Source organism: Nonomuraea sp. WAC 01424, assembly GCF_003947315.1.
GTDB lineage: Bacteria > Actinomycetota > Actinomycetes > Streptosporangiales > Streptosporangiaceae > Nonomuraea > Nonomuraea spiralis.
Genome location: NZ_QHHZ01000002.1, coordinates 621,304 through 646,345, shown reverse-complemented (window position 1 = coordinate 646,345; position 25,042 = coordinate 621,304). Strand labels below are relative to the sequence as shown.

Here is a 25,042-nt window from a genome sequence, read left to right as displayed (position 1 = left end):
ATGGGTAACCGGTGTGCGGTGATCGGGGTCGGGCAGACGCGCTACACCACCAAACGCAGGGACGTCTCCATCGCGGGCCTGGTGCGCGAGGCGGCGTTGCGGGCCCTGGAGGACGCCGGGCTGACGTTCAAGGACATCGACGCCGTCGTCGTCGGCAAGGCGCCCGACCTGTTCGAGGGCGTGATGATGCCCGAGTCGTACCTCGCCGACGCGCTCGGCGCGGCGGGCAAGCCGATGATGCGGGTGCACACCGCGGGCAGCGTCGGCGGCTCGACGGCGCTGGTCGGCGCGAGCCTCATCCAGGGCGGCGTGCACGAACGGGTGCTCGTCGTGGCCTTCGAGAAGCAGTCGGAGTCCAACGCGACCTGGGCGCTGTCCACGCACCTGCCCTTCAGCGCGTCGCTGGTGGTCGGCGCGGGCGGCTACTTCGCGCCGCACATCCGCGAGTACATGCGCAGGTCCGGCGCCCCCGGCCACATCGGCACGCTGGTCGCCGTCAAGGACCGGCTGAACGCGCTGAAGAACTCCTACGCCCACCTGCGGATCCCCGGCATCGACCAGAAGATGGTCGAGTCCACGCCGATGCTCTGGGAGCCGATCCGCTACCTGGAGACCTGCCCGTCCAGCGACGGCGCGTGCGCGATCGTGCTGGCCGCCGAGCACAAGGTCACCGGCGTACCCGCCTGGGTGCACGGCACCGCCATGCGCTCGGAACCGATCTTCCGCGCCGGCCGCGACACCGTCAGCCCGCAGGGCGGCAAGGACTGCGCCGCCGACGTCTACCGCCAGGCCGGCATCACTGACCCGCGCCGCCAGATCGACGTGGCCGAGGTGTACGTGCCCTTCTCCTGGTACGAGCCGATGTGGCTGGAGAACCTCGGTTTCGCGGCGGAAGGCGAAGGCTGGAAGCTGACCGAGTCCGGCGCCACCGCGCTCGACGGCGACATCCCGTGGAACGCCTCGGGCGGCGTGTTGTCGAGCAACCCGATCGGGGCCTCGGGACTGATCAGGTTCGCCGAAGCCGCCTTGCAGGTGCGCGGCCAGGCGGGCGAGCACCAGGTGGACGGCGCCCGTACGGCGCTTGGCCACGCCTACGGCGGGGGAGCCCAGTTCTTCGCGATGTGGATCGTCGGACGGGAGAGACCCTGATGGAGTTCAACCACGCGGACCTGTTCGAAGGACTCGCCGACGCGATCGGGGACCGCACGGCCGTCGTCTGCGGCGACGACCGGCGCACCTACGCCGAGCTGGACGCCGAGGCCAACCGGCTCGCCCACTACCTCACCGGGCTCGGCGTGCGGCCGGGCCAGCACGTCGGGCTGCACCTGTACAACGGCGTGGAGTACCTGGCCGGGCTGCTGGCCGCGCTCAAGATCCGGGCCGTGCCGATCAACGTCAACTACCGGTACGTCGAGGCCGAGCTGCTCTACCTCTACCAGGACGCCGACCTGCGCGCGCTGATCTACGACGTCGAGTTCGACCCGCGCGTGGCCGCCGTCGTGCACCGGGCGCCGCTGCTCGACCACCTGATCGCGGTCGGGGGCGAGCCGTCGATCGCCTCGGCCGTGCCGTACGCGGCGGCCCTGGAGCGCGGCCACCCGGAACGCGGCTTCGCCCCCCGCACCGGCCAGGACGTCTACATCATCTACACCGGCGGCACCACCGGCATGCCCAAGGGCGCGATGTGGCACATCGAGGACCTGTTCATGGCCTTCGGCGGCGGCAACCCGTACGGCGAGCCGCGCGCCACCCCGCAGGAGGTCGTGGACGAGGCGGTCAAGGCCGGCCCCATGGTCATGATGGCCACCTCGCCGCTCATGCACGGGGCCGCGCAGATGGCCACGTTCATCAGCTGGTGGATGGGCGGGACGATGGTGCTCGTGCCCAGGTTCGAGGCGGGCGAGGTGTGGCGGGCGGTCGAGCGCGAGCGTGTGTTCACCATGAGCATCACCGGCGACGCCATGGCCAGGCCCCTGGCCGAGGCGCTGGAGACGGGCTCGTACGACCTGTCGTCGCTGCTCGTGGTCAGCTCGACCGGCGCGATCCTGAGCGGCGCGGTCCGCGACCGGCTCCAGGGGCTGCTGCCCAACATCGTGATCATGGACAGCTTCGGCTCGACCGAGTCCGGGTACACCGCCTCGGCGCTGCCCGGCTCCACACCCGAGACCGGGCTGCGCTACCAGCCCAACCCGTCGGCCAGGATCAGCGTCCTGGACGAGCGGGGACGTCCCGTCCCGCCCGGTTCCGGGCAGATGGGGACGGTCGCCAGGTCCGGGCGGGTGGCGTTCGGCTACTACAACGACCCGGACAAATCGGCGCGCACGTTCGTCACCGACGCCGAAGGCACCCGCTGGCTGCTCACCGGCGACCTGGCCACCGTGGACGCCGACGGCACGGTGCACGTGTACGGCCGCGGCTCGCAGTGCATCAACACCGGCGGCGAGAAGGTGTTCCCCGAGGAGGTCGAGGCGGTGCTCAAGGGCCACCCGGCGGTGTTCGACGCGGTGGTGACCGGCGTGCCGGACGACCGGTGGGGGAGCAGGGTGGCGGCCGTGGTCGAGCCGCGCCCCGGTGTCGAGGTGACGGCCGCCGAGCTGGACGCCCACTGCCGGGGATCGTTGTCGGGGTACAAGGTGCCGCGTTCGTACGCGTTCGTGAAGGAAATGGTGCGTTCGCCCGCGGGCAAGGCCGACTACCGGTGGGCCAGGGAGACGGTCGAGGCGGCCGACGCCTAGATCGTCCGGAGTTCGTTCTCCAGTTGGGCCGTCTCCTCGCGCCGGCCCGACTTCTCCAGCAACCTCAGCCGGGCACGCAGCACGTCGCGGAGCAGCTCGGTCAGCTCACCGGTGCCGTTCGGGGCGCCGCCGTCCGTGAGGAGGCCGCGCAGCAGGCCGTGGGCGACCCGCAGCGCGGTGTCGGCCGCGTCGCCCCGGCCCAGCTCCTCCTGGCAGAAGCCGAGCCGGGCATGGGCGACGGCGCCGGACGGCTCGTCGCCGACCACCTGGGTGGCACGGTGGAAGACCAGGCTCGCCTCCAGCGGGCGGCCCGACTCCATCAGGGCGTCGCCCAGCATCAGCATGGCCCGGGACAGCAGGCCGCCGAGCAGGGAGTTCGCGGGGGCGTGGCGTTCGAGCGCGGCGACGGCCTCGCGCAGCGGCCCCACCGCCTCCGCCGGCTGGTCGCGCAGGCTGAGCGCGGCGGCCAGCGTCAGCCCGGCGCCCGCCCGGCTGACGTGCAGCGCCTCGGCGTTCATGCCCGTCGTCAGCAGCTCGTCGTAGATCGCGATGGCCTCCCGGGCCCGCTCCTCGGCCTCCTCCGCCGCGCCGGGGCGCAGCAGGGGCAGCAGCTCCGAGCTCTGCGCCAGCGAGTCGGCCAGGATCGCCCGGTACGTCAGTTCACCCGGCGCGCGCCTGGCCAGCCGGATCAGCTCCTCGGCCAGCGCGCCCGCCTCTCGCGCCTCGCCCAGCATCATGTGGCACCTGACCAGGCGCTGGACGGCGAGGGCATGCCTGAGCGTGCGCGGCGGGTGGCCGGTGGCGGCGATCCTGGCGTACTCGGCGGCCTCCTCGGGACGCCCGGCGGCCAGCAGGTCGTCGGCGATCGTCCCGGCCACCTCGGCGGCGGCCGCGGGCCGCGCGAGCCGGACGTACAGCCGTACGGCCTCCACCAGGTGGGCCAGCGCCTCCTGGGCCCTGCCGGACGCGCGCAGCACCTGCCCACGCACCTGGACCGCCTGCGCGCGCACGCCGAGCAGCCCGGCCTCGCCGCCCTGCTCGGCCGCCGCGCGTTCCTGCTCGGCCAGCGACCAGGTCACCGCCTCCAGCGCGGCCTGCGGGCGGTCGAGGACGGCCAGGGCCGCGCCGAGCTGCGCGTACGTGACGGCGGCGAGGGCGGGCTCGTCCAGCTCGTCGCAGAGGTCGGCGGCACGTTCGGTGTGGGCCAGCGCCTCCACCGCGCGCCCGGCCTCCAGCAGCTTGGCCGCGTACCTGTTCAGCGTCTCGGCCAGCGCCCGCCCGTCCTCGGACAGCAGGTCCACGGCCTGTTCCAGGGCGGGCAGACCGGCGTCACCGAGCCCGGCCAGTGCCAGGCCCAGGGCGTGCCGGTGGCGGGCGTCGGCCGCGGCCAGGCCCTTGTAGAGGCGTACGGCCGGCGCCGCCGTCACGCCGGTCAGCATCAGGCAGCGGCCGAGCCGGTCGTGCAGCAGCGGGTGCTCGCTCACCGGCGCCTCCCGCTCCAGCGCCTCCGCGAACGCCGCGAGCTGCGGCAGCAGCCTGGCGGCCGTCCGGGCGGTGACCGCGCGCAGGTGGGCCGACAGCTCGTCCACGACCTCGGTGAGCACGTCCGCGTGGGGGAGCGGACGTACCCGCAGGAGCTGGGCGTACAGGTCGGTTCCGGCTGTCGGGCCGTGCCCGGTGACGCGGAGCCGGGCCAGGCGGGCCAGCGCGCGTACGTGCACGCCGGTCAGGTCGCGGGTGAGCGGGCCCTCCTCGGCCATCAGGGCGCTGCCCTTGGCCAGCTCCGCGGCGGAGAGGTCCCGTTCGCCCAGGTCGGCGTGGCACAGGCCGCTGAGCTCCAGGCAGGTGGCGGTGAGCCGGCGGGTACGCTCGGGCGGCTCGGGCACCAGCATGTCGAGCGCGCGGGTGACCGATTGGAGCGCTCCTGTCACGTTCCCGGCGGCCAGGCGGAGTCCCGCGTGCAGGCGCAACGCCCCGGCGAGCGCGACCGGTGACTCCAGGCGTTCGGCCACCAGGCCCTCGCACAACGCGACCAGCCGTTCCGCGGCGGCGTCGGCGTCGTCCGGACGGCCGCCCGCGCGGTCCAGCGCCACGACCTCCAGGACGAGCAGCTTGGCCAGCTCCTGCTGGACCACGAAGCTGGTCTCGGCCTGCGGCCCGTACGACTCGACGGCGGTCCGCAGGTGCGGCAGCGCCTCCTGGTCGCGGCCGAGCCCGACGAGCGTACGCCCGAGCGCCCCGGCGACCGCGCCCGCCAGCACCACCGGCGGCCGGTCCGGCACGGAGGCCCGTCGCAGCAGCTCGGCGGCCTGGGTCGCCAGCACGAGACCGTCGTGCACCCGGCCCGCGTCGGCCCAGGCCCGAGCCAGGGTCGCCTGCGCGAAGACGTACGCGTGCACCCGCGTGTCCCCGATCTTCCCTTCCCGCGCCTCCCCGCCGTCGGGCTCCGCGGAGGTGACGCCTGCCTGCTCGGCGGCCGCGGCCTCGACCGCCGCCCGCTGGTCGGCGAGGTGGCGTTCGGCTCTGGCCACGTCGGGGGGCGGGGTGATCAGGGCCAGCATCCAGGGCTGCTCAGCCTCCCAGGCGGCGGTGGCCGGGCCGCTCGCCGGCTCCTGCGCGGCCCGGACCTCCTCGCGATGGCGCAGGCAGGCCGGGTCGTCACCGCTCAAGGCGTCGTACAGACCGGCCGCTGCCGCCAGATGGGCACGGGCGTCGGCGGGACGGCCGAGCTCGGCCAGGCAGAGCCCGAGCAGGTGCCCGGACCGGGCCTTCGCCGCGTTGTGCGGTGCGTCCAGCGCGGCGGCCAGGATCGCGGCGTCCTGGAGCGGGTCGAGCGCCTCCCGGGGCCGGCCGTCGGCCAGCAGCAGTTCGCCCAGGTCCAGGAGCTGGGCGGCCAGAGCCGGACGATGTTCGTCGGGTTCGAGCGCCACGAGCGCGCGCAGGCTCCGCACCGCCTCGGCGGCGAACCGCTCGGCCGGGTCGAGGTCGTCCAGGTCGCGGTGCAGCCTGGACAGCAGGCCGGCGGCCTCGGCCAGCATCGACCGCAGGCCGGGCTCCTCGCCGGCCAGGCCGCGCAGCCGTACGACGGCCTCGGCGGCCGGGGCGACGGCCTCGGACGTCCTGCCGTGGTCGCCGAGCCACGCGGCCAGCAGGCACAGGCGGTGGGCCAGGTCCCGATCGGTCGGCGCCAGGCCCTTCACGGCGGCGGTCGCGGTGACGGCGAGACCGGCGGCCAGCTCGGGCAACGCGCCCGGATCGGGTACGGCGAGCGGCGGCACCGGCGCGGGCGTCCCCCTGACCACCGCAATCGCACCCCCCTCCAGAGACCCGCCGCCGCTACCTGGGGACGGGCCACGCACCGGCTCCTGAGTGCCGACAACGAGGACGCCCGCCAGGGCCGCGGCGAACGTGTCGTCGCCGCCCGCCTCCTCGAACGCCTCCACGGCCTCGGCCGGTCGTCCCGTCTCCAGCAGCGCGCACGCCAGGTTGTGGTACGCCTGTGCCGCCTGGACCGCGTACCGGGGGGCTTCCTCGGCCAGGATGCGGAACCGGGTGGCGGCCTCCTGGGCGGGCCTGAGCGCGCTGCCGGGTTCGCCCGCGAGCAGCAGGCATGCCCCCAGCGTGAACAGCGCCTCCGCGTGCCCGGCCGCCTCCTCGTACGGGGGAGCGGCGGCGAAGATCTCCACGGCCTCGGCGGCGGCCACCACGGCCTCACCCACCCGGCCCACGTTCGCCAGCCGGGCCGACAGGCGGGCCAGCGCCCCCGCCGGCGCGGTACGCCTGCCCCCCTCCCTGAAGTGCCGGACAGCCAGCTCGGCCAGCGTCACCTCAAGGGCCCGCAACCCGAGCGGCGCCTCCACCCGCCCGACCACCGCCCGACATGCGGGCAACTCACCCACGACTCGGGTCGGCGGGCGGTCGGCGGGCAGCAGCGACAGGGCCGCGTTGAGCAGGTCGCCGAGACGTGTGGCCGGGTTCGCCGTCGCCTCCGCGACCAGCATCCCGATCCTGGACGTCACCAGCACCCGCAGCGCCCGTCCCACCTCCGGCCGCCCCGCGCCCAGGCGGAGCACGTCCAGCATGCGCACCAGATGCCCGGCCGAACGCCGTTCGTGGTCGTGCAGGGCCAGGACCAGCGTGTCCAGGTCGTCGGTCTCGGCGAGCGCCTGCTCGGCCACGAGGTCCGGGCCCAGCGGGCACAACCGGTCCACGCTCGGGAAGATGCGCCCCAGCCAATCCGCGACGACCGCCGTCCCCTGGGCGTCGCCGTGCAGTCCGGGCACGGCCGACAGCAGGACGGGCAGCTCGGCGGGGGTGGGGGCGGCGAGCGTGAGCAGGGCGACGGCCTGCCGGGCGGTGGTCTCGTCCACTTGTTCGCGGCCGGTGGGCCAGACCGTGGCCCACTGGTCGCGTTCGCGGTCGAGGAAGCGGCTGAGCAGTTCTTCACCGCCGGTCGCCGTACCACGCGCCCGCCCGCCGCCGGGATGGAAGGCGTTCCAGGCCGTACGCGGCCCGGCGGTCGAAGGTCCGGTTCGGGGAGGTGGGAGGGGGTTTCGGTAGGGAGGGGTGCCGATGCCGCTGCCTGGAAGGGCGCCCTGGACCGTGGGGGCGGGCAGGAGTTCGGTCTCCCCGCCCCGCAGCCGCAGCAGGGCCGCCAGGTGGACGCGGAGCGGCAGGCCGTACTCGGGGTCGTCCAGGCGCGGCGGCGTGGGGAGCGCGGCGCGGCTCGGCGCGAACGCCTTCATCGCCGCGAACGCGTGCTCGGTGCGTTCGTTCAGGGTGAGCGGGTGCTGGTTGAGCTGGACGGTCGTGGTGTTGAGCCGGCGCAGCCAGCCGCCCGACGCCGTGTCCAGCCGCCGCCACCAATCCGCCTCGCCGGGCTCGCGGGCCAGCAGCAACACTCGTACGCGGGGGTTGTGCCCGTGTTTGGCCAGCCGTCGTACCAGCTCGCCCACCAGCGGCGCGGACGGTTCCGGCGACTCCACGACCACCAGCGAGGGGCGTACCGCCTCCAGGATCGCCGCCGGGCCGCCGGGCGGGCCGGACAGGGTGGCGAGCGCGGTGTCCAGGGGCAGGAAACCGGCGTCCCAGCCCGCTTCCCGCAGCTCCTCGCACAACTCCCCGGCCAGCCGCGTACGGCCGGTGCCGCCGCGCCCGGTCAGCACCGCGACCGACAGGGCCGCCGGTTCCCCCGCCCATGCCCGCAGCGCCGCGAGCTGCCCTTCCCTCCCCGTGTACGGCACCACGGCGTGCCGCGGCAGCAGCAGCCGCCAGTCGGGGCAGTCGGACGGCAACGGCTCGCGCGCCGGCAGCAGCAGCCCGGACAGGACCACCCGGACATCATCGGCGCGCACCCGCTCCGGCGGCCCCGGCGGCGCCCCGGTCAACTCCCTGAACCGGTCATCGGCCAGCAACACCCCCACAGGCACCGCGACCAGCCGCCGCCCGGCGGCCCCGGAGAGCGCGTGGGTGGTGGTGACGACGGCGGCGAGGTGGCCGGTGGGATCGGTCAGCACGGCGGATCCCGGCAGGCCCGCCCACACCTCCGCCGCAACGGCGTCGGGCGAGGGGCTGAGCACGTCCATGGACAGCGTCCGCGCCGCGGGGCTCGTCGGGGCCGCGGCCACGCCGGACAACACCCGTACGTCACGGAATCCCGACCGCCGCCGCACCTGCGGGAAGCCCATGGCCACGCACGGCACCCGCGCACCCTCCAGGACGGCCCACCGGACGTGGTCGATGCCCGGGACGTCGCCCCACAGCGGCTCGGCCACCCCGCGCAGCGCCACGCCGTGCCCACGCCAGATCTGCTCGGCCGCCGCCCACCGGGACGACCACAGCGGGCGTACCTGGCAGGGTGTCCCGAGGTCGGCCACGAGGGCCGAGGTCAGTACGAGGTCGACGCCGATCACATGTCCGGATCCGGTCACGCCGACCACGTTGTCGTGACCCGAGTAGACCTCGACAACCCGTTCGAGGCCGAGGCGGTGCGGTGGCGCGTGCATGGATCCGCCTAGCTGCTACGTCCTGCTACGTCCCGGCTTGTCGTCCCCCCGATTGATCTCACTATCGCATTATGAGCACGAAATTTCCTGGCTTGTCATGCCTTCTCAGTGGTGAGCCAGGCGGCCAATCCCAGGTACACCACGCCGCTGCCCACGTCGAGCCCCCGCCGCACTCGTACGGACCTGCGCAGCCGCCCGGCGAGCGCCGACGACAGCAGCGCGTACGTGCCGTCGCTGGCCATCCCCAGCACCAGCCACGCCACGCCGAGCACCAGGATCTGCGGCCCCACGGGCCCCGCGGCGGGGTCGGTGAACTGCGGCAGGAACGCCAGGAAGAACACGGCCGTCTTCGGGTTGAGCACGTTCACCACGAACCCCTCCCAGAACAGCCGCCTCCTGGACTGCACCTGCAACTCGACGACCTCCTCGGCCTCGCCGCCGCCGCGGCGGATCAGCTTCCGCAGGCCGAGCCAGAGCAGGTACGCCACGCCGACGTATTTGACGACCGTGAACGCGGTCGCCGAGGCCGCGATCAGCGCGCTGATGCCCAGGGCCGCCGCGGCGATGTGCACCAGCGATCCGACGTGCACGCCGAGCACCGAGATGAACCCGGCCGACCGGCCCTGGGCGACGCTTCTGGTGACGATGTAGAGGACCGCCGGCCCGGGCACGATCAGGAGCGTGAGCGTGGCCGCGCAGAAGAGCGCGAGCTTTGCGATGTCTGGCATGTGCTCATCGTAGGAACGGCGTCAAAGGCTTTCCGCGAGGGCTTCGAGCAGGGCGCCGGTGGCCGGCGGGTGGGGCGGTTCGCCGTAGACGGCGGCGTAGACGTGCCTGGTGGACCCGGGCACCCGGGTCATCTCGACCTCGGGGTTGCGGTGGGCGCTGAGCGCCAGGCCGGGCAGCACGGTCATGCCCATGCCGGCCGCCACGAGCGCCTGTACGGCCACGATGTCGTCGCTGGTGAACGAGATCCGCGGCTCGAACCCGGCCTTGGCGCAGATGTCGAGCAAATGGCTGCGGCAACGGTCGCAACCGGCGATCCAGGGCGAATCTGCATGGTCGGCCAGCGTGCCGCCCGCCTCGGGGGAGACCAGGTAGCTGGGGTCGTCGAGGAGGTGGATCAGGTGCAGGCCGGAGTCCTCGGGGGCGGTGTCGTCGTACCGGAACATGACCGCGACGTCGACGCGGCCGGCGCGCAGCAGCCGCAGGGCCTCGGGCGGCTCGGTCTCGGTGAGCTGGAGGCGCAGGCCGGGGTGGGCGGCGGACAGGCGGCGGGCGGCGGCCGGGATGAAGGTGCCGAGCGCGGAGGGGAAGGCGGCCAGCCGGACGCGGCCCTCGCGCAGGCCCACGTGGGCGGCCAGTTCCTCGGCCGTGGCGTCGAGCCGGCCGATGATGTCGGCCGCTCGGTCGGCCAGCAGCCGGCCCGCCTCCGTCAGCCGGATGCCGCGGCCCACCCGCTGGACGAGCTTGGCGCCGGTCTCGGCCTCCAGCCGGGCCAGGTGGTGGCTGATGGACGGCTGGGAATAGTGGAGCTCCTTGGCGGCCGCGGTGAGCGACCCCTTGCGGGCGACCGCGACGAGGACGCGGAGCCGGGCGACGTCGAGCATTCATCAATCGTATCTATTGATAGGCCAGAAGACTTCTGTTGGACCTATCGATAGCGATGGGCCACCGTAGGAAGGGAAGGCGAATTGTCGGCTTTTTCCTAGGGAGACGCCATGAACATGGTCGCGACCACAATGAGGCCCGGACTCGACGTGCTGGTGTCCGGCATCTCGGAGATCGTGGGCCGGGGACTCGTCGCCCGGGAGACCGCGTTCGCCGTCGCCGACCTGCTCCGCGACCGGCTGCCCGGGCTGGACGTCCTGACCCCCGAGGAACGGCTCGGCACGCCCGACCGCTACACCAGCCACCTGCTGCACGCCCAGGACGAGTTCTCGATCGTGGCCGTCGTGTGGCGTCCGGACCAGTACACGGTGATCCACGACCACGTCTCGTGGTGCACGTTCGGCATCCTGAGCGGCATCGAGCACGAGACCCTCTACCGCGACATGGGCGACCACCTGGTGGAGATCGGCCGTGCCGGCAACCGGCCGGGCGAGGTCAGCGGGTTCGCCCCGCCCGGGGACATCCACATGGTGCGCAACACCAGCGACGAGGTCGGCGTCTCCCTCCACGTGTACGGCGCCGACGTCGGCAAGCTGGGCAGCAGCGTGCGCCGCGTCTACGAGCTGCCGGTGCGCTGACGCCTCACCTGATGCGGCCGTGGAGCAGCTCGACCAGGGTCTGGTGGGTCTGCTCGATCGGCCGCTCGGGATAGAGGGCACGGCGTTCGATGGCGACCGTCAGCACCATGCCGAACAGGGCCGTCGCCGCCGTCTCCACGTCGAGGTCGGCCCGGATCTCGCCGGCGGCCGCCGCCCTGCGCAGCACGGCCGCGTACACGCCGAGCGCGCTCTCGCGCAGCCGCGCCACCGCCTCCTGCCAGGCCGTACGCCACATCTCGGCCAGCAGCACGCGGGCGAACGGGCCGTGTTCCTCGAAGAAGCGGAGCTGGCCGAGCACGACGGAGTCGAGGGCCGCCACGCCGCTCTCCCCGGTGTCGGCGGCGGCCAGCGCGCCCGCCAGCCGTTCGATCGAGTGGTCGAGCAGCGCGGAGAACAGGCCCTCCTTGCTGCCGAAGTTGTAGAACACGGTGCCCTTGGCCACCCCGGCGCGCTCGGCGATCGCGTCGACCGTGGTGGCCGAGTAGCCCTGCTCGGCGATCAGCTCCACCGCCGCCGTGAACACCTTCAGCCGGGTGTCCTGCCTGCTCACAGCGACAGCTCGGGGTGAAGGCGCTTCATGGACCAGACCCGGCCGCGCTCCACCGCGAGGGTGGTGAGCGCGAGCCCCAGCACGAGGAATGCGGACAGCACGCCGCAAGCCTGCCACACCACGGTCAGATCGCCGCCACTGATCAGCCTGCGCAGTGCCGAGACGACCCAGCTCATCGGCAGCCACGGCGAGATCGTCTGGAAGAAGCCGGGCGAGGTCTCGATCGGGTACGTCCCCGCCGCCGAGGTGAGCTGCACCCTCAGCAGCGCCAGCGCCACCACCCGGCCGGGCGGCCCGAGCAGCGCGTTGACCGCCTGCACCACCGCCAGGAACGCGGCCGCCGCCAGCAGCAGCAGCCCGATCACCCCGAGCCAGTGCGCCGCCTCCAGCCCGAGCGCGAACCGCAGCACCGCCGCCAGCACCCCGACCTGGGCCGCGCCCAGCGCCGCCGCGGGCAGCCAGCCCGCGAGCGCGATGCGCAGCGCGCCCGTGGTCCCGGCCAGCCGCCGCTGGTTCAGCGGCTTGAGCACCATGAACGCGATCATCGCGCCCACCCACAACGCCAGCGGCAGGAAGAACGGCGCGAAGCCGGTGCCGTAGTTGGGGACCTCGTTGTCGACCGTCTTGGCCAGCCGCACCGGGTCGCTCATCACGTCGGCGCGGGCGGCGCGCTGTCGCGCGTCGTAGTCGGGGATCTTCTCCGCGCCCTCGCCGAGCCCGCCGGCCAGGTCCTTCGAGCCCTTGGCGAGCTGGTCCATGCCCTTGTCCACCTGGCCGGCGCCGTCGTGCAGCCGGTCGACACCGGCGTGCAGGGTGCTCGCGCCGTCGCCCAGCCTGACCAGGCCGCCGCCGAGTTGCCCGAGGCCGCTGGTGACCTTGGCCGAGCCGTCGTGCAGCTTGGTCGCGCCCTGGTAGAGGGTGCCCGCGCCGGTGCCGGCCTTGGCCAGGCTCGCGTCCACGGTCGCGGCGCCGGCGGCCAGCTTGGCCAGGCCGTCGTCCAGGGCGTTCACCTGGGTTCTGACCTGGTCGACCTTGGGGCCGATCTGCGGGGCCACGGCGGCGATCTTCCTGGCGTTCCTGGCCAGCGCGCGGGCCTGGGCGGACAGGTCGGAGGCGCCGCTGTCGCCCCCGGTCCCCGCCGAGCCGGCCTGCTCGGCGGCGCGTTCGGCGGCGTTCGCCGCGCTGCGCAGGAGGGAGCGCAGCTCGGGGTCGGCGTCGGCGCCGAGGCGGTCGAGCGCGGCCTGGGCCTGGGAGGCGGCCTCCCGGGCGCTGCCCGCCGCGCGGGTCGCGCCGGTGCCCTTGCCGCCGCCGTCCGCCAGCCGGTCGGCCGCGGCGGCCACCTCCTCGGCCGCGTCCGCGACCTTCGGGCCCCACTCGTTCAGTACGGGCACGTACTTGTCGGCGAGCTGGTTGACCGCGCGGGTCTGGGTGTGGACCTGGCCGGCCGCCTCGCGGGTGCCCTTGCGCAGCTCGGAGGTGCCCTCGCGGCGGAGCTTCGTCAGGCCGTCCCGCAGCTCGCCGATGGCCTGCTGCGCCTTCCCGATGCCGCCGGTGACCTGGGCCGAGCCCGCGCGCAGCTTGCCGGTGGCGGTGTTGGCGCTGTTCAGGCCGACGGAGAGCTGCTGGGCGCCGTTCTCGGCGGTGCCGAGGCCGGAGTTGAGCTTGGAGACGCCGTCGCCGGCCTTGACCGCGCCGTCGTGCAGCTTGCCGGCGCCGTCGGCGGCCTCGGTGGTCGCCTCGTGGATGTCGCCGATCGAGACGAAGACCTTGTCGAAGTAGTCGTGGATGGCCGTGCGCTCGGCGGCGGCCCGTACCTCGTTGAAGACGGCGTCGGAGATGCTGCCGACGATGTAGCTGCGGCCGGTGTCCACGCGCAGGCCGAGCTGGGCCGGGGTGGGCATGGTGGCGTCGTCGGAGGGGGAGGCCAGGCGGGCGCTGAAGTCGGCGGGCACGGTGAGCGACAGGTAGTAGCTGCCGTCGGCCACGCCGTCGGCGGCCTCGCGGGCCGTGGCCTCGTGCCAGGCGAAGGTGTCGCGTTCGCGCAGCTCGTCGGCCAGGTCCTGGCCGGCGTGCAGGGGCTTGCCGTCGACCGCGGCCGGGCGGTCCTCCATGACCAGCGCGACGGGCACCCGGTTCAGATTGCCCTGCGGGTCCCAGAACGACCACAGATACAGTCCGGCGTACAGGAGTGGCAGCACGATCACCGCCGCCAGCGCCGCCCGGGTCAACCGGGACCGCAACATGCCCTTCATCACAGCTCCACGAGGTGGTCGTAGCGGGCGGGCGGGCGTACGCAGCTCGCGACCACGGCCGTGCCGAGGTCGCCGCCGAGGTCACGCAGCAGATCCCACAGCCCTCGTACGCGGTCGTCGGGCAGACCGGCGTCCACGTTGTCGGCGAGGATCACCGCGGGCTCGTCCAGCAGGGCCAGGGCGAGGCCGAGGCGCACCTGCTGCTCGCGGTCCAGCTCCCGCACCGGCGTCGTGTCCGGCACCGCGAACCCCGTCCGCTCCAAAGCCTCCTGGTACGGCTTGCGCCTGCGCTCACGCAGGTGCTCCTTGACCGTCAGCGCCCTGTCGAGATCCGTCACGCCGTCCACCAGCGCGAGCGCCGCCACCTTGCGGACGGCGCGCGGCCTGGTGTGCCCGGCGACGGCGAGCGTGCCCGTCGTCGGCCTCATCCGCCCGGCCAGCGTGAGCAGCAGGCTCGTACGCCCGCTGCCCGCCGGCCCCGCGACCGCCGTGAGCGTGCCGGGGCCCGCCTTCAGCGAGACCTCCGGATACACCCCCTTGAGCGACAACCCCACGGCGACGATCACCACGACCCCATCTCTTGAACTGACCAGTCAGTACAAAAGATAGCCCATGGCGCGCCGCGTCATGCTGTGAGATACGCCTCTAGGCGTTCGGCCAGCTCCTTCGGGTGCGCCAGCATGACCATGTGGCTGCCGCCGATCTCGTCCGGCGTGACGCCGCGCCGGTCGCGCACCACCCGCCGCATGAACTCCGGCGGGAAGAACCGGTCGTCCCGGCAGAGCAGGAACCTCGTCGGCACGTCGGGCCAGGCCGTGCCCGGCCACGGCTCGGCGGACGACTTCTCCGCCTGCGGACGCCCCCTGCGCAGCCCCTCCTCGGCCAGCTCCGCCGGGACGTCGTGCATGAACTGGGCGACGAGATCCAGGTCGGAGCCCTGGAAGCCGGTGTTGGCCCACCACTCGCCCGGCCGCTCGCCGGGGACCGGGATCATGGCCGTGACCAGTACGAGCAGCTTCACCGGCAGCCGGTCGCAGACCAGCGGGGCGACGAAACCGCCCCACGAGTGGGCCACCACGACCAGGTCGTCCGCCGCGCCGACGGCCCGCGCCACCGTGTCGGCGTAGTCGGCCAGGCCGGCGGAGTCGTCCTCGATCGGCAGGTCGACGGCCACCGTGCGGTGGGCCCGGGCGCGCAGCTCGGACTCGACCAGATGCCAGTCCCACGCGGAGCTGCCGCCGCCGTGGATCAGCGCGAACGTCGCCATCCGCGTCACCCCCTCGTCAGTGCGCCCGGCAGGCGCGTCTGGAAGTCGAGCACGCCCACCCACGTGGGGCGGACGGCTATGCGGCCCATCCTGACGCCGGGGCGGTCGGCCGCCTCGACGTTCTTCGTGCCCTGCTCCTCGCCGTTCCAGTGGAACAACATCGGCAACACGCGGGGCGTGCCGTCGCGGGCGACGTACGCGACCCTGGCCAGCTCGGACGAGACCAGCAGCCCGCGCGCGACCGGATGGCCGAGCAGGCGAAGGTCGCCCTGCGGCAACTCGCTCATGGCTCTTGCTCCCTTCGTCGATGGTCCTAAACTAGTACCAGCTAGTCCTGAACTACAAGGAGGCCCGGATGCGCACCTATGACGACCCGTGCGGGATCGCCAGGGCGCTCGACCACGTGGGCGAGCGGTGGGCGCTGCTGATCGTCCGTGAGCTGCTGCTCGGCCCCAAACGCTTCACCGACCTGCGTGCGGGCCTGCCGTCGGCCAGCCCCAACGTGTTGTCCCAGCGGCTGCGCGAGCTGGAGGAGTCGGGCGTGCTGCGCCGCCACCGGCTGCCGCCGCCGTACGCCAGCCAGGTCTACGAGCTGACCGAGCGCGGCCTGGAGCTGGAGCCCGCGGTGCTCGCCCTGGCCCGCTGGGGCAGCCGGATGCCGATGCCCTCGACCGGCTCCCTGAGCGTGGACGCCCTGGTGGTGGCCCTGCGGACCACGTTCGACGCCGAGGCGGCGCGCGGCTTCGAGGCCCGCGTCGAGCTGCGCGTCGGCCTCGACCGGTTCCTCGCCGAGGTGGCGGCCGGCGGGCTCACCCTCGTCAGGGGCGTCGCCGGCAGCGTGGACGCGGTGCTGGAGGCCGACGCCGACCGGCTGCGCGGTCTCGCCTTCATGGGCGCCGCCCTCGATGGCGAAGGAGTGCGCGTCGAAGGGGACCGCGAGGCCGTACGCCGCTTCCTGACCCTGTTCCCGCGTCCGGCGATGAGTTCCTGACCTCGGGCAGGTCTGTCCTGGGAGACAACCGGAAAAGGGAGCGACCATGGAACCGACAGGCGAGCTCGACCACCGTTTCAGCGCGGACGGCGCCACGCCCACGACCTGGAACGAGGCCCGTGACCAGCTCGAACGCGCCGAGACGTACTGGCTGAGCACCGTACGGGCCGACGGCCGCCCGCACGTCACGCCCCTGCTGGCGGTCTGGCTGGACGACGCGCCGCACTTCACCACGGGCGCCGACGAGCAGAAGGCCAGGAACCTCGCCGCCGGCCCGCGCTGCGCGCTCACCACCGGCGCGAGCGCCCTGCACGAGGGCCTCGACGTCGTGGTCGAAGGCACGGCCGAGCGGGTCGCCGACCCGGCCGGGCTCAAGCGCCTGGCCGCGGCGTGGGAGGCCAAGTACGGCCCCGAATGGCACTTCGACCTCGGCGACGGCGTCTTCCTCAACCGCGGGGGCGGCGCCGCCCTGGTCTTCAGGGTCGTCCCCGCCAAGATCCTGGCCTTCCGCAAGGGCGACTACGCGCAGACCCGCTGGCGCTTCTGAGAAGGTCCGCAATTTTTATTGCACAATTTTCCTTGCGCAATTTTTGTTGCGCATCTACCGTGGAGGTATGGCACGGCACGAGAAACAGCGCATCCGGGACGTCGGCACACTCAAGGCGCTGGCGCACCCGCTGCGCATGCGGCTCTACCGGGCGCTCACCGTGGCCGGCACCGCCACGGCCTCGCAACTGGCCGACCAGGTGGACGAGGCGGTCTCCCTGGTCAGCTACCACCTGCGGAAACTGGCCGAGCACGACCTCATCGAGGAGGCCGGCAACGGCCGGGGCGACGCCCGCGAGCGCTGGTGGCAACCGTCGGCGGACAGCATCTCGACCAGGAGCTCCGACTTCCGCGACACCCCTGAGGGCGACGCGGTCCACCGGGCGATGTCACGCCTGCACAGCCGCCAGCTCGCCGAGATGTACGACGGCTACCTCGACACGCAGGCGGCCTGGGCCGAGCCCTGGCGCGACTCGGCCTTCAGCTCCGAGAGCCTGCTGTCGCTGACCGCCGAAGAGCTGCGCGCGCTGGGTGTGGAGCTCGGCGAGGTCGTCGAGAAGTGGAAGGCCCGCGGCAAGGCGGCCCGCGAGGCGGGAGACACCGAGGGCCGCGAGAACACCGCCGTGCACACGTACGGATTCCCGTTCAGGACGTGAGGAGCGCAGGATGTATCCCGACTCATACCTATTGGTGGAACGGGTTCGCGCACAGGAACTGCGGGCCGCCGCCCAGGCCCACGGCCGGGCCCGGCGGGGGACGGCCGCCGCCACATGGGAGCTGCGGCTGGGCTGGGCGCTGGTGGAGGCCGGGTTGCGCCTGGTGTGCCGCGGCACGTACGAAGGACCGCGCCTGGCGGACCGGCACGCCTGACCCGCCGAGCGGGGGTCAACAGATCCTCAACAAACCCTCAACGCCCCCGGACGCACGATGTGCGCATCAGTCGATCTCTGAGAGGGGCGGCATGCGGCACACGATCAGGACACTCGCGGTCCTCGCGGCGGCCGGGACGATCGCCGGCACCATGGCCATGACCGGACCGGCCGAGGCGGCCGAGGCCACCACCGCGGGCTCGTGCCCGCCGATCTCGGTCGCCAACGTGGACCCGGGCTACGGGGTCATGAAGGGAAGGTTCAACCTCAAGGTCGGACCGTACGCAGGGCGCAGGTGCGCGATCGTCACCTCGGTCGGCAGGGGCACGGTGCTCTACTTCCACTGCTGGACGAAGAACAGGTACGGCACCCTCTGGGTCTTCGCCCGCGTGAAGGGCACCGGGACGACGGGCTGGATGTCCATCGCGAACTTCAGCTACTACGAGACGCCTCTGGTCCGTTGCCCCTGAACGCCGAAGCGCCCCGGACGGCGGGGGGCCGTCCGGGGCGTGGGTGAAGCGGGTCAGACGCCGAGCGCCGAAGGCCCGCCCAGCTCGTGCAGGAACAGCGCCTCGGCGGTGGCCACGCGGCGCAGCTCCTCCAGGTCGAGCCGCTCGTTGGGGGCGTGGATGGCGGCGTCCTCGTCCTCGGCGCCGAACAGCAGGATCTCGGCCGCCGGGTACTGCTTGAGCAGCGTGTTCACCAGCGGGATCGAGCCGCCCGCGCCCACGTCGCGCGGCGGGCGGCCGAACGCCCGCTCCATCGCCCGGTTGAGCGCGGCCCGCGCCTTGCCGCCCGAGTCGGCCTGGAAGCCGGACCCGACGGTGAAGTCGCCGAACGACACCTGCACGCCCCACGGCGCCACCTGGCGCAGGAACTCCACCACGGCGTTGACCGTGGTCTTCGGGTCGCCGGACGGGGGCACGCGGACGGTCACCCGGGCCCGCGCCACGGGCTGGACCGCGTTCACGGCGCCCGACACGGTCGGCACGTCGAGGCCCGTCACGGTGATCGCGTACGACGCCCACAGCCGGTCGGCCAGCGAGCCGGACCCGACCAGCGAGACGCCGTCCGCCACGCCGGCGGTCTTCCTGAACTCCTCCTCCGACGGGCCCTGGCCGAGGAAGCTGCCGCGCGGCAGGCCGGGCACCCGGATGTCGCCGTTCTCGTCGTGCAGCGCGGTCAGCATGCGCATCAGGGCGGCCAGCGCGTCGGGGGCGGCGCCGCCGAACGAGCCGCTGTGGACGGCCTCGCGCAGCGTGCGCACCTCGATGGTGAAGGCCGCCATGCCGCGCAGCGACGTCGTGACCGCCGGGTCGCCGACGCGCGGGTTGCCGCTGTCGGCCACCACGATCGCGTCGGCGCGCAGCAGGTCGGGGTTGCGCTCGACGAAGGACTCCAGGCGCTCGCCCGCGTACTCCTCCTGGCCCTCGATGATGACCTTGATGCCCACGGGGAAGCGGCCCTGGAAGGTGCGCAGAGCGGCGATGTGGGAGATGACGCCCGACTTGTCGTCCGCGCAACCGCGGCCGAACAGCTTGCCGTCGATCAGGGTGGGCTCGAACGGCGGCGTGCGCCACGCGGCCAGGTCCCCGGCGGGCTGCACGTCGTAGTGCGCGTACAGCAGGACCGTCGGCGCTCCGGGCGGGGCGGGCGCCTCGCCGTAAATCGCGGGGAAGCTGCCTTCGACGGCGACCTGCTGGACGTGCGGCAGGCCCACCGAGCGTACGAGCTCCTCCACCACCGCGGCGGCGGCGTAGACCGGCTCCTCCGGGTGGCCGGGAAAGGCCACGGAGGGAATGGCGGCGAGCCGCTTGAGCTCCTCGATGGCCTGGGGCATCGCGGCGGCGACTGCGCTCTCGATCTGGTCAGGAGTCACGGGACGGTCCCCCGGGGGTCGTTCTCGACAGTTTGGTCTCATTGGATCACAGAAGGTTCCGCAGTACGGAAACAGGCATGACCCGCGCGATAATCTACCTGCGGATTTCGTTGCTGTTACACAACGCTTCTGCGGATCTCGATTTTCTTGCATAGTGCTGCGACCGATTCGCTTGGCAAACCGCAGGTGAACATGCAAACTGTGGGGAGTTCGACACGAGGGAAGATAACCATGACGCAGCCGGAAAACGACGTCCTGAAGGCCGCGCAGGACAACCTGTGGTTGCACTTCACGAGGCACAGCGCCTACCAGGAGAACGAGATCCCGACCATCGTGCGCGGTGAGGGCTCTTATATCTACGACATCCACGGCAAGCGTTACCTCGACGGTCTGGCCGGGCTGTTCGTGGTCCAGGTCGGGCACGGCCGTGGCGAGCTGGCCGAGGCCGCCGCCAAGCAGGCCCAGGAGCTGGCCTTCTTCCCGCTGTGGTCCTACGCCCACCCCAAGGCGGCCGAGCTGGCCGCCCGCCTGGCCGAGCAGGCGCCGGGCGAGCTGAACCGGGTCTTCTTCACCACCGGCGGCGGCGAGGCCGTCGAGACCGCGTGGAAGCTGGCCAAGCAGTACTACAAGCTCGTCGGCAAGCCGCTCAAGCACAAGGTCATCAGCCGCCAGATCGCCTACCACGGCACCCCGCAGGGCGCCCTGTCGATCACCGGCATCCCGGCGTTCAAGCAGATGTTCGAGCCCCTCGTGCCCGGCTCGGTACGCGTTCCGAACACCAATTACTACCGCGCCGACGAAATCAGTGGCATCTCCGGCATGTCGCCGGAGGAATACGGCATCTGGGCGGCCGACCGCGTGGCCCGCGCTATCGAGATGGAAGGCCCCGACACCGTGGCCGCCGTCTTCGCCGAGCCCGTCCAGAACGCCGGCGGCTGTTTCCCGCCGCCCCCCGGCTACTTCCAGCGCCTGCGCGAGATCTGCGACGAGTACGACGTGCTGCTCGTCTCCGACGAGGTCATCTGCGCCTTCGGCCGCCTCGGCACGATGTTCGGCGGCCAGAAGTTCGACTACGTGCCCGACATCATCACCTGCGCCAAGGGCCTTACCAGCGGCTACTCGCCCATCGGGGCCATGATCGCGCACGAGCGGCTGTTCGAGCCGTTCAAGCAGGGCGACACCATGTTCGCCCACGGTTACACCTTCGGCGGCCACCCCGTGTCCGCCGCCGTGGCCCTCGCCAACCTCGACATCTTCGAGCGCGAGGACCTGCTCGGCCACGTCACCAGGAACGAGCCCCTCTTCCAGGCCGCCCTCGACGACCTGCGCGACCTGCCGATCGTCGGCGACGTGCGCGGCTCGGGCTACTTCTGGGGCATCGAGCTGGTCAAGGACAAGGCCACCAAGGAGACGTTCAACGCCGAGGAGTCCGAGCGGTTGCTGCGCGGATTCCTGTCCAAGGCGCTGTACGACGCCGGACTCTACTGCCGGGCGGACGACCGCGGTGACCCCGTGATCCAGCTCGCGCCCCCGCTGATCGCGGGGCCCAAGGAGTTCGACGAGATCGGATCCATCCTTCGCGGTGTGCTCACGGAAGCGTGGGCGCGCCTGTGACACCCTCCATATCCGGCACGACGATGTGCCGGTCTCCGAAAGGATCCCAGTGATGAAGATCGGCGTCCCTGCCGAGGTCAAGAACCACGAATACCGCGTGGCGGTCACCCCCGCCGGTGTTCACGAGCTGGTCCGCGACGGTCACGACGTCGCCGTCCAGCGGGGTGCCGGCCTCGGCTCACACATCACGGACGAGGAGTACCTCGCGGCGGGCGCGAAGATCCTCGACAGCGCCGACGCCGTGTGGGGTCAGGCCGACATGGTCCTCAAGGTGAAGGAGCCCATCGCCGAGGAGTACCACCGCCTGCGCGAGGGCCTGGTGCTCTTCACCTACCTGCACCTGGCCGCCTCCCGCCCCTGCACCGACGCGCTGCTCGCCGCCGGGACGACCGCCATCGCGTACGAGACCGTGCAGGTGGGCAACACGCTGCCGCTGCTCGCCCCGATGTCGGAGGTCGCCGGCCGGCTCGCGCCGCAGGTGGGCGCCTACAACCTGATGCGCTTCAACGGCGGCCGCGGCGTACTGCCCGGCGGCGTGCCCGGCGTGGCCCCGGCCAAGGTGGTCGTCATCGGCGGCGGCGTCTCCGGTCTGAACGCCGCCCAGATCGCCGTCGGCATGGGCGCCGACGTCACCGTGCTCGACACCAACATCGACCGGCTGCGGCACATCGACGCCATCTACCAGGGCCGGCTCAAGACCCTCGTGTCCACCTCGTACGCCATCGAGCGCGAGGTGCTGGGGGCCGACCTGGTCATCGGCGCGGTGCTGATCCCCGGTGCCAAGGCTCCCACGCTGGTCTCCAACGACCTGGTCTCGCGGATGAAGCCGGGCTCGGTGCTCGTGGACATCGCGATCGACCAGGGTGGCTGCTTCGAGGACTCGCGGCCGACCACGCACGCCGAGCCGACGTACAAGGTGCACGAATCGATCTTCTACTGCGTGGCGAACATGCCGGGCTCGGTGGCCAACACCTCGACCTACGCGCTGACCAACGCCACCCTTCCGTACGCGGTCAAGCTGGCCAAGCTGGGCTGGCGCGAGGCGCTGAAGGCGGACCCGGCGCTCGCGCTCGGTCTCAACACCCATGACGGCCTGCTCACCAACGCGCCGGTCGCCGAGGCGCTCGGGCTGGCCTGCACGCCGGTCGCCGACGTTCTCTGAGTGTCCCGAGGGGGCGCGGTCCGGGCGGGCCGCGCCCCCTCAGCGTATTCCCAGGCGGCGGCGCAGGTCGCGGGCGGTGGCGAGGACGTGCTCGATCTCGCCCGTGCCCGGCCAGGGCGCGCTGCCGGGGCGCAGCAGCGTGCCGCGCACCGACGCCAGGTGCTCGATCGCGCTCCGGTGCACGCCGCTCCGCTCCACCAGCCAGCCGATCACGTCGGAGTGGTCGTGCAGCGGCCTGGTCACCAGGTCCCAGGTGCCCAGGATCTCCGTCAGGTCCGGCACGGACAGCGGCACGCCGCCCCTGCGGCCCGTGGCCGACGCCGCCAGCTCGGCGCGGGCGGCCAGCTCGGGCTCGGCCGTACGGGCCCACGCCGGGGGCGGTGGGTCGGCCAGCCACTCCTCGGCCTCACCCAGCTCGCCGGCCACCGTCAGCAGCCCGCCCAGCTCGACCGCCGCGCCGTGGTGGCCGGCCCGCGCCGCCTGGCGGAACCAGTGGCGGCCGCCGGCCAGGTCGCCGAACTCGGCGATCAGCAGCAGGCCGTAGTTGAAGGCCGACTCGGCGTCGCCGCCGGCCGCCGCCCTGCCGAACCAGTGGCTGGCCGCCGGGGTGTCGCCGAGCTCAACGCAGACGAACCCGGCCATGCGCTGGTCCTCCAGCCGTCCGGCGGCGGCGGCCCGCTCGTACCAGGCGCGGGCCGTACGCAGGTCGCCTCGGGACAGGGCGATGGCGCCGAGGCGGGAGGCGGCGCCGGGGTGCTCGTTCTTGGCGGCCAGCCGGTAGTAGGCCTCGGCGCCTTCGGGGTCGCGGCTGGCGTGCAGGTAGAGGCCCATGCAGTGGGCCGAGTCGGCGTGGCCGCCCCTGGCCGCGTACTCCCACCAGCGCACGGTCTCCTCGTCCTCGCCCGCGGAGTAGGCCAGGAAGCCGAGGTCGTGGGCCGAGGCCATGTCGCCGTCGTCGGCCGCCCTGCGGTGCCACTCGCGGGCCACGCCGGTCTCGCCGTAGTCCTCGCACAGCAGCGCGAGGCGGCGTGCCGCGGTCCGGGAGCCGGCCAGGGCCGAACGCTCGAACCAGGCCCGCGCGGCCCCGGCGTCGCCGCGCTGCTCCAGCAGGAGCGTGGCCAGGTTGGCGGCGGCCTCGGCGTCGCCGGTGGCCGCGGCCGTCTCGTACCAGATGACCGCCTCTTCCAGGCTGCCGTGTTTCTCGTGCCAGACGCCCAGGTTGTAGGCGCTGTCGACGTTGCCGCCGCCGGCCGCGAGCTCCCACCAGAGCCGGGCCGCCGCCCGGTCGCCGCGCTGGGCGTAGAGCTTGCCGAGCCGGTGGGCCGCCTGGGCGTCGCCCGCCCGCGCGGCGGCCGTCAACTCGGGCTCGTCCCCCACCCGTGGCGCCGGAACGGCCGGCGCCGCCACCTCTCCCTGCCACCAGGCCATGGCGACAGCGTGGCACGTGATCGCGCGATCGCGAACCGTAATCGCCGACAACGCCGCTAGGAGAACCTGATGAACCCGGAATACATGCCCATCCCGCACACGTAGCGCAGCGAACCGGGGCGGTGCGGCGGCAGCCGTACGGTGGCGGGCAGGGCCACGTCGCGCCCGTCGATGGTGACGGTGCTCGTGCAGCCCTGATCGACCCGTTTGAAGATGATCTCGACCGGTACGTTCGCGCGGGCGGACACGGTGGCGGGCCGGTAGCCGTCGCGGGTGGCGAAGACCGTGACGGTCCTGGCGGCGGGCCCCGCCGCGGCCGGGCCGGCTCCCTGCGTCCAGCCGCCCAGGTTGAGCCCGGCCACGACGGTCCAGAGTCCGGCGGCGATGGCGAGGATCCCGGCGAGCCTGGCCAGCCTGGTACGGGAGACGCGGCGCAGCACGTACCCGAGCAGCGCGAACGCCGGCGCCGTACCGAGCACGAACCCCGCCATGGCCGCCGCGCCCGACAGCGGTGAGCCGCTGGAGACGGCGAGCATCTCCATGCCGAGCGTCACCCCGCAGGGCACCAGGATCGTGGCCGCGCCCAGCAGCGGCGCCCGGTAGCCGGCGGGCCGGGCGGGCTCGCCGCAGGTGTGGCTCCCGCCGCGCAGGAGCCGGACGGCGAACCCGATCACCGCGCAGCCGGCCGCGATCAGGAGCAGGGCCCGCGCCCGCGGCGGCAGGCTGACGGCCGAGCCGAGCAGCCCGAGCAGCGTCCCGGCCAGCGTGTACGACGCCAGCCGGCCGCCCAGGAACCACGCCACCTGTACGGGGTCGCGCCCGTCCTGCCGCCCGACCAGGCCCATGAGCAGCCCGCCCTGGGCGGCCGTGCACGAGGCGGTGCCCGCGACCAGCCCGGCTGCCACGCCCCCGGCGAACAGGGTGACGGCCTCCACGCTCAGCGGCCGGGCGCCGGGCGGCCGGCCGCGCGCCGGTCGCGGGAGCTGACGATGGAGCGCATGGCCGTCCCCACTTTCTTGGAAGCTTTTGTGGGAAACGTAACGCGGTGGGCTGGATGCGGCCAGTGACAGTTGTTGTACCGTTAGTGATGTTTAGGTGGTTGCGCCCTTGAGCACGGACATCTTCTCGAACAGCTCGTCGTCGCTCATCTCGCCGCGGGCGTACCGCTCGGCGAGGATCCGCTCGGCCGACGCCGTGGGACTGTGCGGCGCGACCGCCGGCCGGCGCCCCCACCACCCCTTGCGCCGGGCCGTGACGGCGAGCGCGACGAGCGCGACCCAGAACAGCCCCCAGAAGACCGGGATGACCGGCCAGAAACCCATGTGCATGACTTTCCTCCTTCGTCCTGCCTCCAGGGTCCGCCTTCCCGGCTCGGGGCGAATCGGCCGACGGGATCCGGCCGGCGTGCGCCCGGGGGAGTGCTCAGGCGGGCCTGGCGTACGCCCGCGGCGGTAGCGCGCCGGTGCGTCTCATC

At 73.2% G+C, this 25,042-nt stretch carries 22 protein-coding genes; 10 read left to right on the top strand and 12 right to left on the bottom strand.

Features of this window, described 5'->3' with window-relative positions; all coding sequences use genetic code 11:
* Both DMB42_RS08335 and DMB42_RS08330 read left to right on the top strand, forming a co-directional pair.
* A complete protein-coding gene (locus DMB42_RS08335; RefSeq protein WP_125632238.1) occupies positions 1–1,149 on the top strand; it encodes a thiolase domain-containing protein in 1,149 nt (382 codons plus the stop codon).
* The gene (locus DMB42_RS08330; protein WP_125632236.1) at positions 1,149–2,735 is read left to right on the top strand and encodes an acyl-CoA synthetase; all 1,587 of its coding nucleotides are present in this window, start codon (positions 1,149–1,151) and stop codon (positions 2,733–2,735) included. The genes DMB42_RS08335 and DMB42_RS08330 overlap by 1 nt, the downstream gene beginning before the upstream one ends.
* On the opposite strand, the gene DMB42_RS08325 is transcribed toward DMB42_RS08330, so the two are convergent.
* From DMB42_RS08325 to DMB42_RS08315, 3 genes are all read right to left on the bottom strand, one after another.
* On the bottom strand, positions 2,732–8,740 hold the full coding sequence (locus DMB42_RS08325; protein WP_125632234.1) for a tetratricopeptide repeat protein: 6,009 nt from the start codon (positions 8,738–8,740) through the stop codon (positions 2,732–2,734). The two genes, DMB42_RS08330 and DMB42_RS08325, sit on opposite strands and share 4 nt — an antisense overlap.
* A 95-nt stretch (positions 8,741–8,835) precedes the next feature.
* On the bottom strand, positions 8,836–9,468 hold the full coding sequence (locus DMB42_RS08320; RefSeq protein WP_125632232.1) for a LysE family translocator: 633 nt from the start codon (positions 9,466–9,468) through the stop codon (positions 8,836–8,838).
* Positions 9,469–9,489: 21 nt separating this feature from the next.
* The gene (locus DMB42_RS08315) at positions 9,490–10,350 is read right to left on the bottom strand and encodes a LysR family transcriptional regulator (protein ID WP_125632230.1); all 861 of its coding nucleotides are present in this window, start codon (positions 10,348–10,350) and stop codon (positions 9,490–9,492) included.
* A 111-nt stretch (positions 10,351–10,461) separates the two neighbouring features.
* On the opposite strand from DMB42_RS08315, the gene DMB42_RS08310 reads away from it, so the two are divergent.
* Complete coding sequence (locus DMB42_RS08310) at positions 10,462–10,989, top strand: cysteine dioxygenase family protein (protein ID WP_125632228.1); 528 nt, start codon at positions 10,462–10,464, stop codon at positions 10,987–10,989.
* Between the two features lie 4 nt (positions 10,990–10,993).
* Here the strand turns inward: DMB42_RS08310 and DMB42_RS08305 are convergent, their stop codons facing one another.
* The 5 genes from DMB42_RS08305 to DMB42_RS08285 are packed head-to-tail and all read right to left on the bottom strand — an operon-like array spanning position 10,994 to position 15,366.
* Positions 10,994–11,560: a TetR/AcrR family transcriptional regulator gene (locus DMB42_RS08305; RefSeq protein WP_125632226.1), complete on the bottom strand. Its 567-nt coding sequence runs from the start codon at positions 11,558–11,560 to the stop codon at positions 10,994–10,996.
* A complete protein-coding gene (locus DMB42_RS08300) occupies positions 11,557–13,812 on the bottom strand; it encodes a YhgE/Pip family protein (RefSeq protein ID WP_125632224.1) in 2,256 nt (751 codons plus the stop codon). The genes DMB42_RS08305 and DMB42_RS08300 overlap by 4 nt, the downstream gene beginning before the upstream one ends.
* Positions 13,812–14,381, bottom strand: coding sequence for an ATP-binding cassette domain-containing protein (locus tag DMB42_RS08295; protein WP_260477559.1), 570 nt, complete (start codon positions 14,379–14,381; stop codon positions 13,812–13,814). Before DMB42_RS08295 ends, DMB42_RS08300 begins: the two co-directional genes overlap by 1 nt.
* 56 nt (positions 14,382–14,437) lie before the next feature.
* A complete protein-coding gene (locus tag DMB42_RS08290; protein WP_125632222.1) occupies positions 14,438–15,079 on the bottom strand; it encodes an alpha/beta fold hydrolase in 642 nt (213 codons plus the stop codon).
* 5 nt (positions 15,080–15,084) lie between these two features.
* Positions 15,085–15,366 carry a hypothetical protein gene (locus tag DMB42_RS08285; RefSeq protein WP_125632220.1) on the bottom strand — a complete coding sequence of 94 codons (282 nt, stop codon included), beginning with the start codon at positions 15,364–15,366 and terminating at the stop codon, positions 15,085–15,087.
* 68 nt (positions 15,367–15,434) lie between these two features.
* Here DMB42_RS08285 and DMB42_RS08280 point away from each other — a divergent pair, with 68 nt between their 5' ends.
* The 5 genes from DMB42_RS08280 to DMB42_RS08260 all read left to right on the top strand — a co-directional run bounded on the left by DMB42_RS08280 (position 15,435) and on the right by DMB42_RS08260 (position 17,955).
* On the top strand, positions 15,435–16,070 hold the full coding sequence (locus DMB42_RS08280; protein ID WP_185844521.1) for a helix-turn-helix domain-containing protein: 636 nt from the start codon (positions 15,435–15,437) through the stop codon (positions 16,068–16,070).
* A gap of 46 nt (positions 16,071–16,116) precedes the next feature.
* Entirely contained in the window at positions 16,117–16,617 is a 501-nt protein-coding gene (locus DMB42_RS08275) for a pyridoxamine 5'-phosphate oxidase family protein (protein ID WP_125632218.1), read from the top strand.
* A gap of 67 nt (positions 16,618–16,684) precedes the next feature.
* Entirely contained in the window at positions 16,685–17,272 is a 588-nt protein-coding gene (locus DMB42_RS08270; RefSeq protein ID WP_125632216.1) for a helix-turn-helix domain-containing protein, read from the top strand.
* A 10-nt stretch (positions 17,273–17,282) separates the two neighbouring features.
* Positions 17,283–17,486 (top strand): hypothetical protein, encoded by a 204-nt coding sequence (locus DMB42_RS08265; RefSeq protein WP_125632214.1) that lies wholly within the window; start codon positions 17,283–17,285, stop codon positions 17,484–17,486.
* Between the two features lie 91 nt (positions 17,487–17,577).
* Positions 17,578–17,955, top strand: a complete 378-nt coding sequence (locus DMB42_RS08260) for a hypothetical protein (protein WP_125632212.1) — start codon at positions 17,578–17,580, stop codon at positions 17,953–17,955.
* Between the two features lie 53 nt (positions 17,956–18,008).
* Here DMB42_RS08260 and DMB42_RS08255 read toward each other — a convergent pair whose 3' ends face one another.
* Positions 18,009–19,364: a dipeptidase gene (locus tag DMB42_RS08255; protein ID WP_125632210.1), complete on the bottom strand. Its 1,356-nt coding sequence runs from the start codon at positions 19,362–19,364 to the stop codon at positions 18,009–18,011.
* 231 nt (positions 19,365–19,595) lie between these two features.
* On the opposite strand from DMB42_RS08255, the gene DMB42_RS08250 reads away from it, so the two are divergent.
* Together DMB42_RS08250 and ald are read left to right on the top strand one after the other, a co-directional pair.
* The gene (locus DMB42_RS08250; protein WP_125632208.1) at positions 19,596–20,978 is read left to right on the top strand and encodes an aspartate aminotransferase family protein; all 1,383 of its coding nucleotides are present in this window, start codon (positions 19,596–19,598) and stop codon (positions 20,976–20,978) included.
* A 52-nt stretch (positions 20,979–21,030) separates the two neighbouring features.
* Positions 21,031–22,140: an alanine dehydrogenase gene (gene ald, locus DMB42_RS08245; RefSeq protein ID WP_125632206.1), complete on the top strand. Its 1,110-nt coding sequence runs from the start codon at positions 21,031–21,033 to the stop codon at positions 22,138–22,140.
* 39 nt (positions 22,141–22,179) lie between these two features.
* On the opposite strand, the gene DMB42_RS08240 is transcribed toward ald, so the two are convergent.
* The 3 genes from DMB42_RS08240 to DMB42_RS08230 form a co-directional block, all read right to left on the bottom strand.
* Positions 22,180–23,568 (bottom strand): tetratricopeptide repeat protein, encoded by a 1,389-nt coding sequence (locus DMB42_RS08240; protein WP_125632204.1) that lies wholly within the window; start codon positions 23,566–23,568, stop codon positions 22,180–22,182.
* Between the two features lie 56 nt (positions 23,569–23,624).
* Complete coding sequence (locus DMB42_RS08235) at positions 23,625–24,503, bottom strand: sulfite exporter TauE/SafE family protein (protein WP_221762050.1); 879 nt, start codon at positions 24,501–24,503, stop codon at positions 23,625–23,627.
* A 156-nt stretch (positions 24,504–24,659) separates the two neighbouring features.
* A complete protein-coding gene (locus tag DMB42_RS08230) occupies positions 24,660–24,896 on the bottom strand; it encodes an SHOCT domain-containing protein (protein WP_125632202.1) in 237 nt (78 codons plus the stop codon).
* Between the last annotated feature and the right edge of the window lie 146 nt (positions 24,897–25,042).

What these genes read in the sequence shown, in the direction of transcription:
- DMB42_RS08335 (WP_125632238.1), top strand. Translation starts at nt 1, where the DNA reads ATGGGTAACCGGTGTGCGGTGATCGGGGTCGGGCAGACGCGCTACACC.
- DMB42_RS08330 (WP_125632236.1), top strand. Translation starts at nt 1,149, where the DNA reads ATGGAGTTCAACCACGCGGACCTGTTCGAAGGACTCGCCGACGCGATC.
- DMB42_RS08325 (WP_125632234.1), bottom strand. Translation starts at nt 8,740, where the DNA reads ATGCACGCGCCACCGCACCGCCTCGGCCTCGAACGGGTTGTCGAGGTC.
- DMB42_RS08320 (WP_125632232.1), bottom strand. Translation starts at nt 9,468, where the DNA reads ATGCCAGACATCGCAAAGCTCGCGCTCTTCTGCGCGGCCACGCTCACG.
- DMB42_RS08315 (WP_125632230.1), bottom strand. Translation starts at nt 10,350, where the DNA reads ATGCTCGACGTCGCCCGGCTCCGCGTCCTCGTCGCGGTCGCCCGCAAG.
- DMB42_RS08310 (WP_125632228.1), top strand. Translation starts at nt 10,462, where the DNA reads ATGAACATGGTCGCGACCACAATGAGGCCCGGACTCGACGTGCTGGTG.
- DMB42_RS08300 (WP_125632224.1), bottom strand. Translation starts at nt 13,812, where the DNA reads ATGAAGGGCATGTTGCGGTCCCGGTTGACCCGGGCGGCGCTGGCGGCG.
- DMB42_RS08290 (WP_125632222.1), bottom strand. Translation starts at nt 15,079, where the DNA reads ATGGCGACGTTCGCGCTGATCCACGGCGGCGGCAGCTCCGCGTGGGAC.
- DMB42_RS08285 (WP_125632220.1), bottom strand. Translation starts at nt 15,366, where the DNA reads ATGAGCGAGTTGCCGCAGGGCGACCTTCGCCTGCTCGGCCATCCGGTC.
- DMB42_RS08280 (WP_185844521.1), top strand. Translation starts at nt 15,435, where the DNA reads ATGCGCACCTATGACGACCCGTGCGGGATCGCCAGGGCGCTCGACCAC.
- DMB42_RS08275 (WP_125632218.1), top strand. Translation starts at nt 16,117, where the DNA reads ATGGAACCGACAGGCGAGCTCGACCACCGTTTCAGCGCGGACGGCGCC.
- DMB42_RS08270 (WP_125632216.1), top strand. Translation starts at nt 16,685, where the DNA reads ATGGCACGGCACGAGAAACAGCGCATCCGGGACGTCGGCACACTCAAG.
- DMB42_RS08265 (WP_125632214.1), top strand. Translation starts at nt 17,283, where the DNA reads ATGTATCCCGACTCATACCTATTGGTGGAACGGGTTCGCGCACAGGAA.
- DMB42_RS08260 (WP_125632212.1), top strand. Translation starts at nt 17,578, where the DNA reads ATGCGGCACACGATCAGGACACTCGCGGTCCTCGCGGCGGCCGGGACG.
- DMB42_RS08250 (WP_125632208.1), top strand. Translation starts at nt 19,596, where the DNA reads ATGACGCAGCCGGAAAACGACGTCCTGAAGGCCGCGCAGGACAACCTG.
- ald (WP_125632206.1), top strand. Translation starts at nt 21,031, where the DNA reads ATGAAGATCGGCGTCCCTGCCGAGGTCAAGAACCACGAATACCGCGTG.
- DMB42_RS08240 (WP_125632204.1), bottom strand. Translation starts at nt 23,568, where the DNA reads ATGGCCTGGTGGCAGGGAGAGGTGGCGGCGCCGGCCGTTCCGGCGCCA.
- DMB42_RS08230 (WP_125632202.1), bottom strand. Translation starts at nt 24,896, where the DNA reads ATGCACATGGGTTTCTGGCCGGTCATCCCGGTCTTCTGGGGGCTGTTC.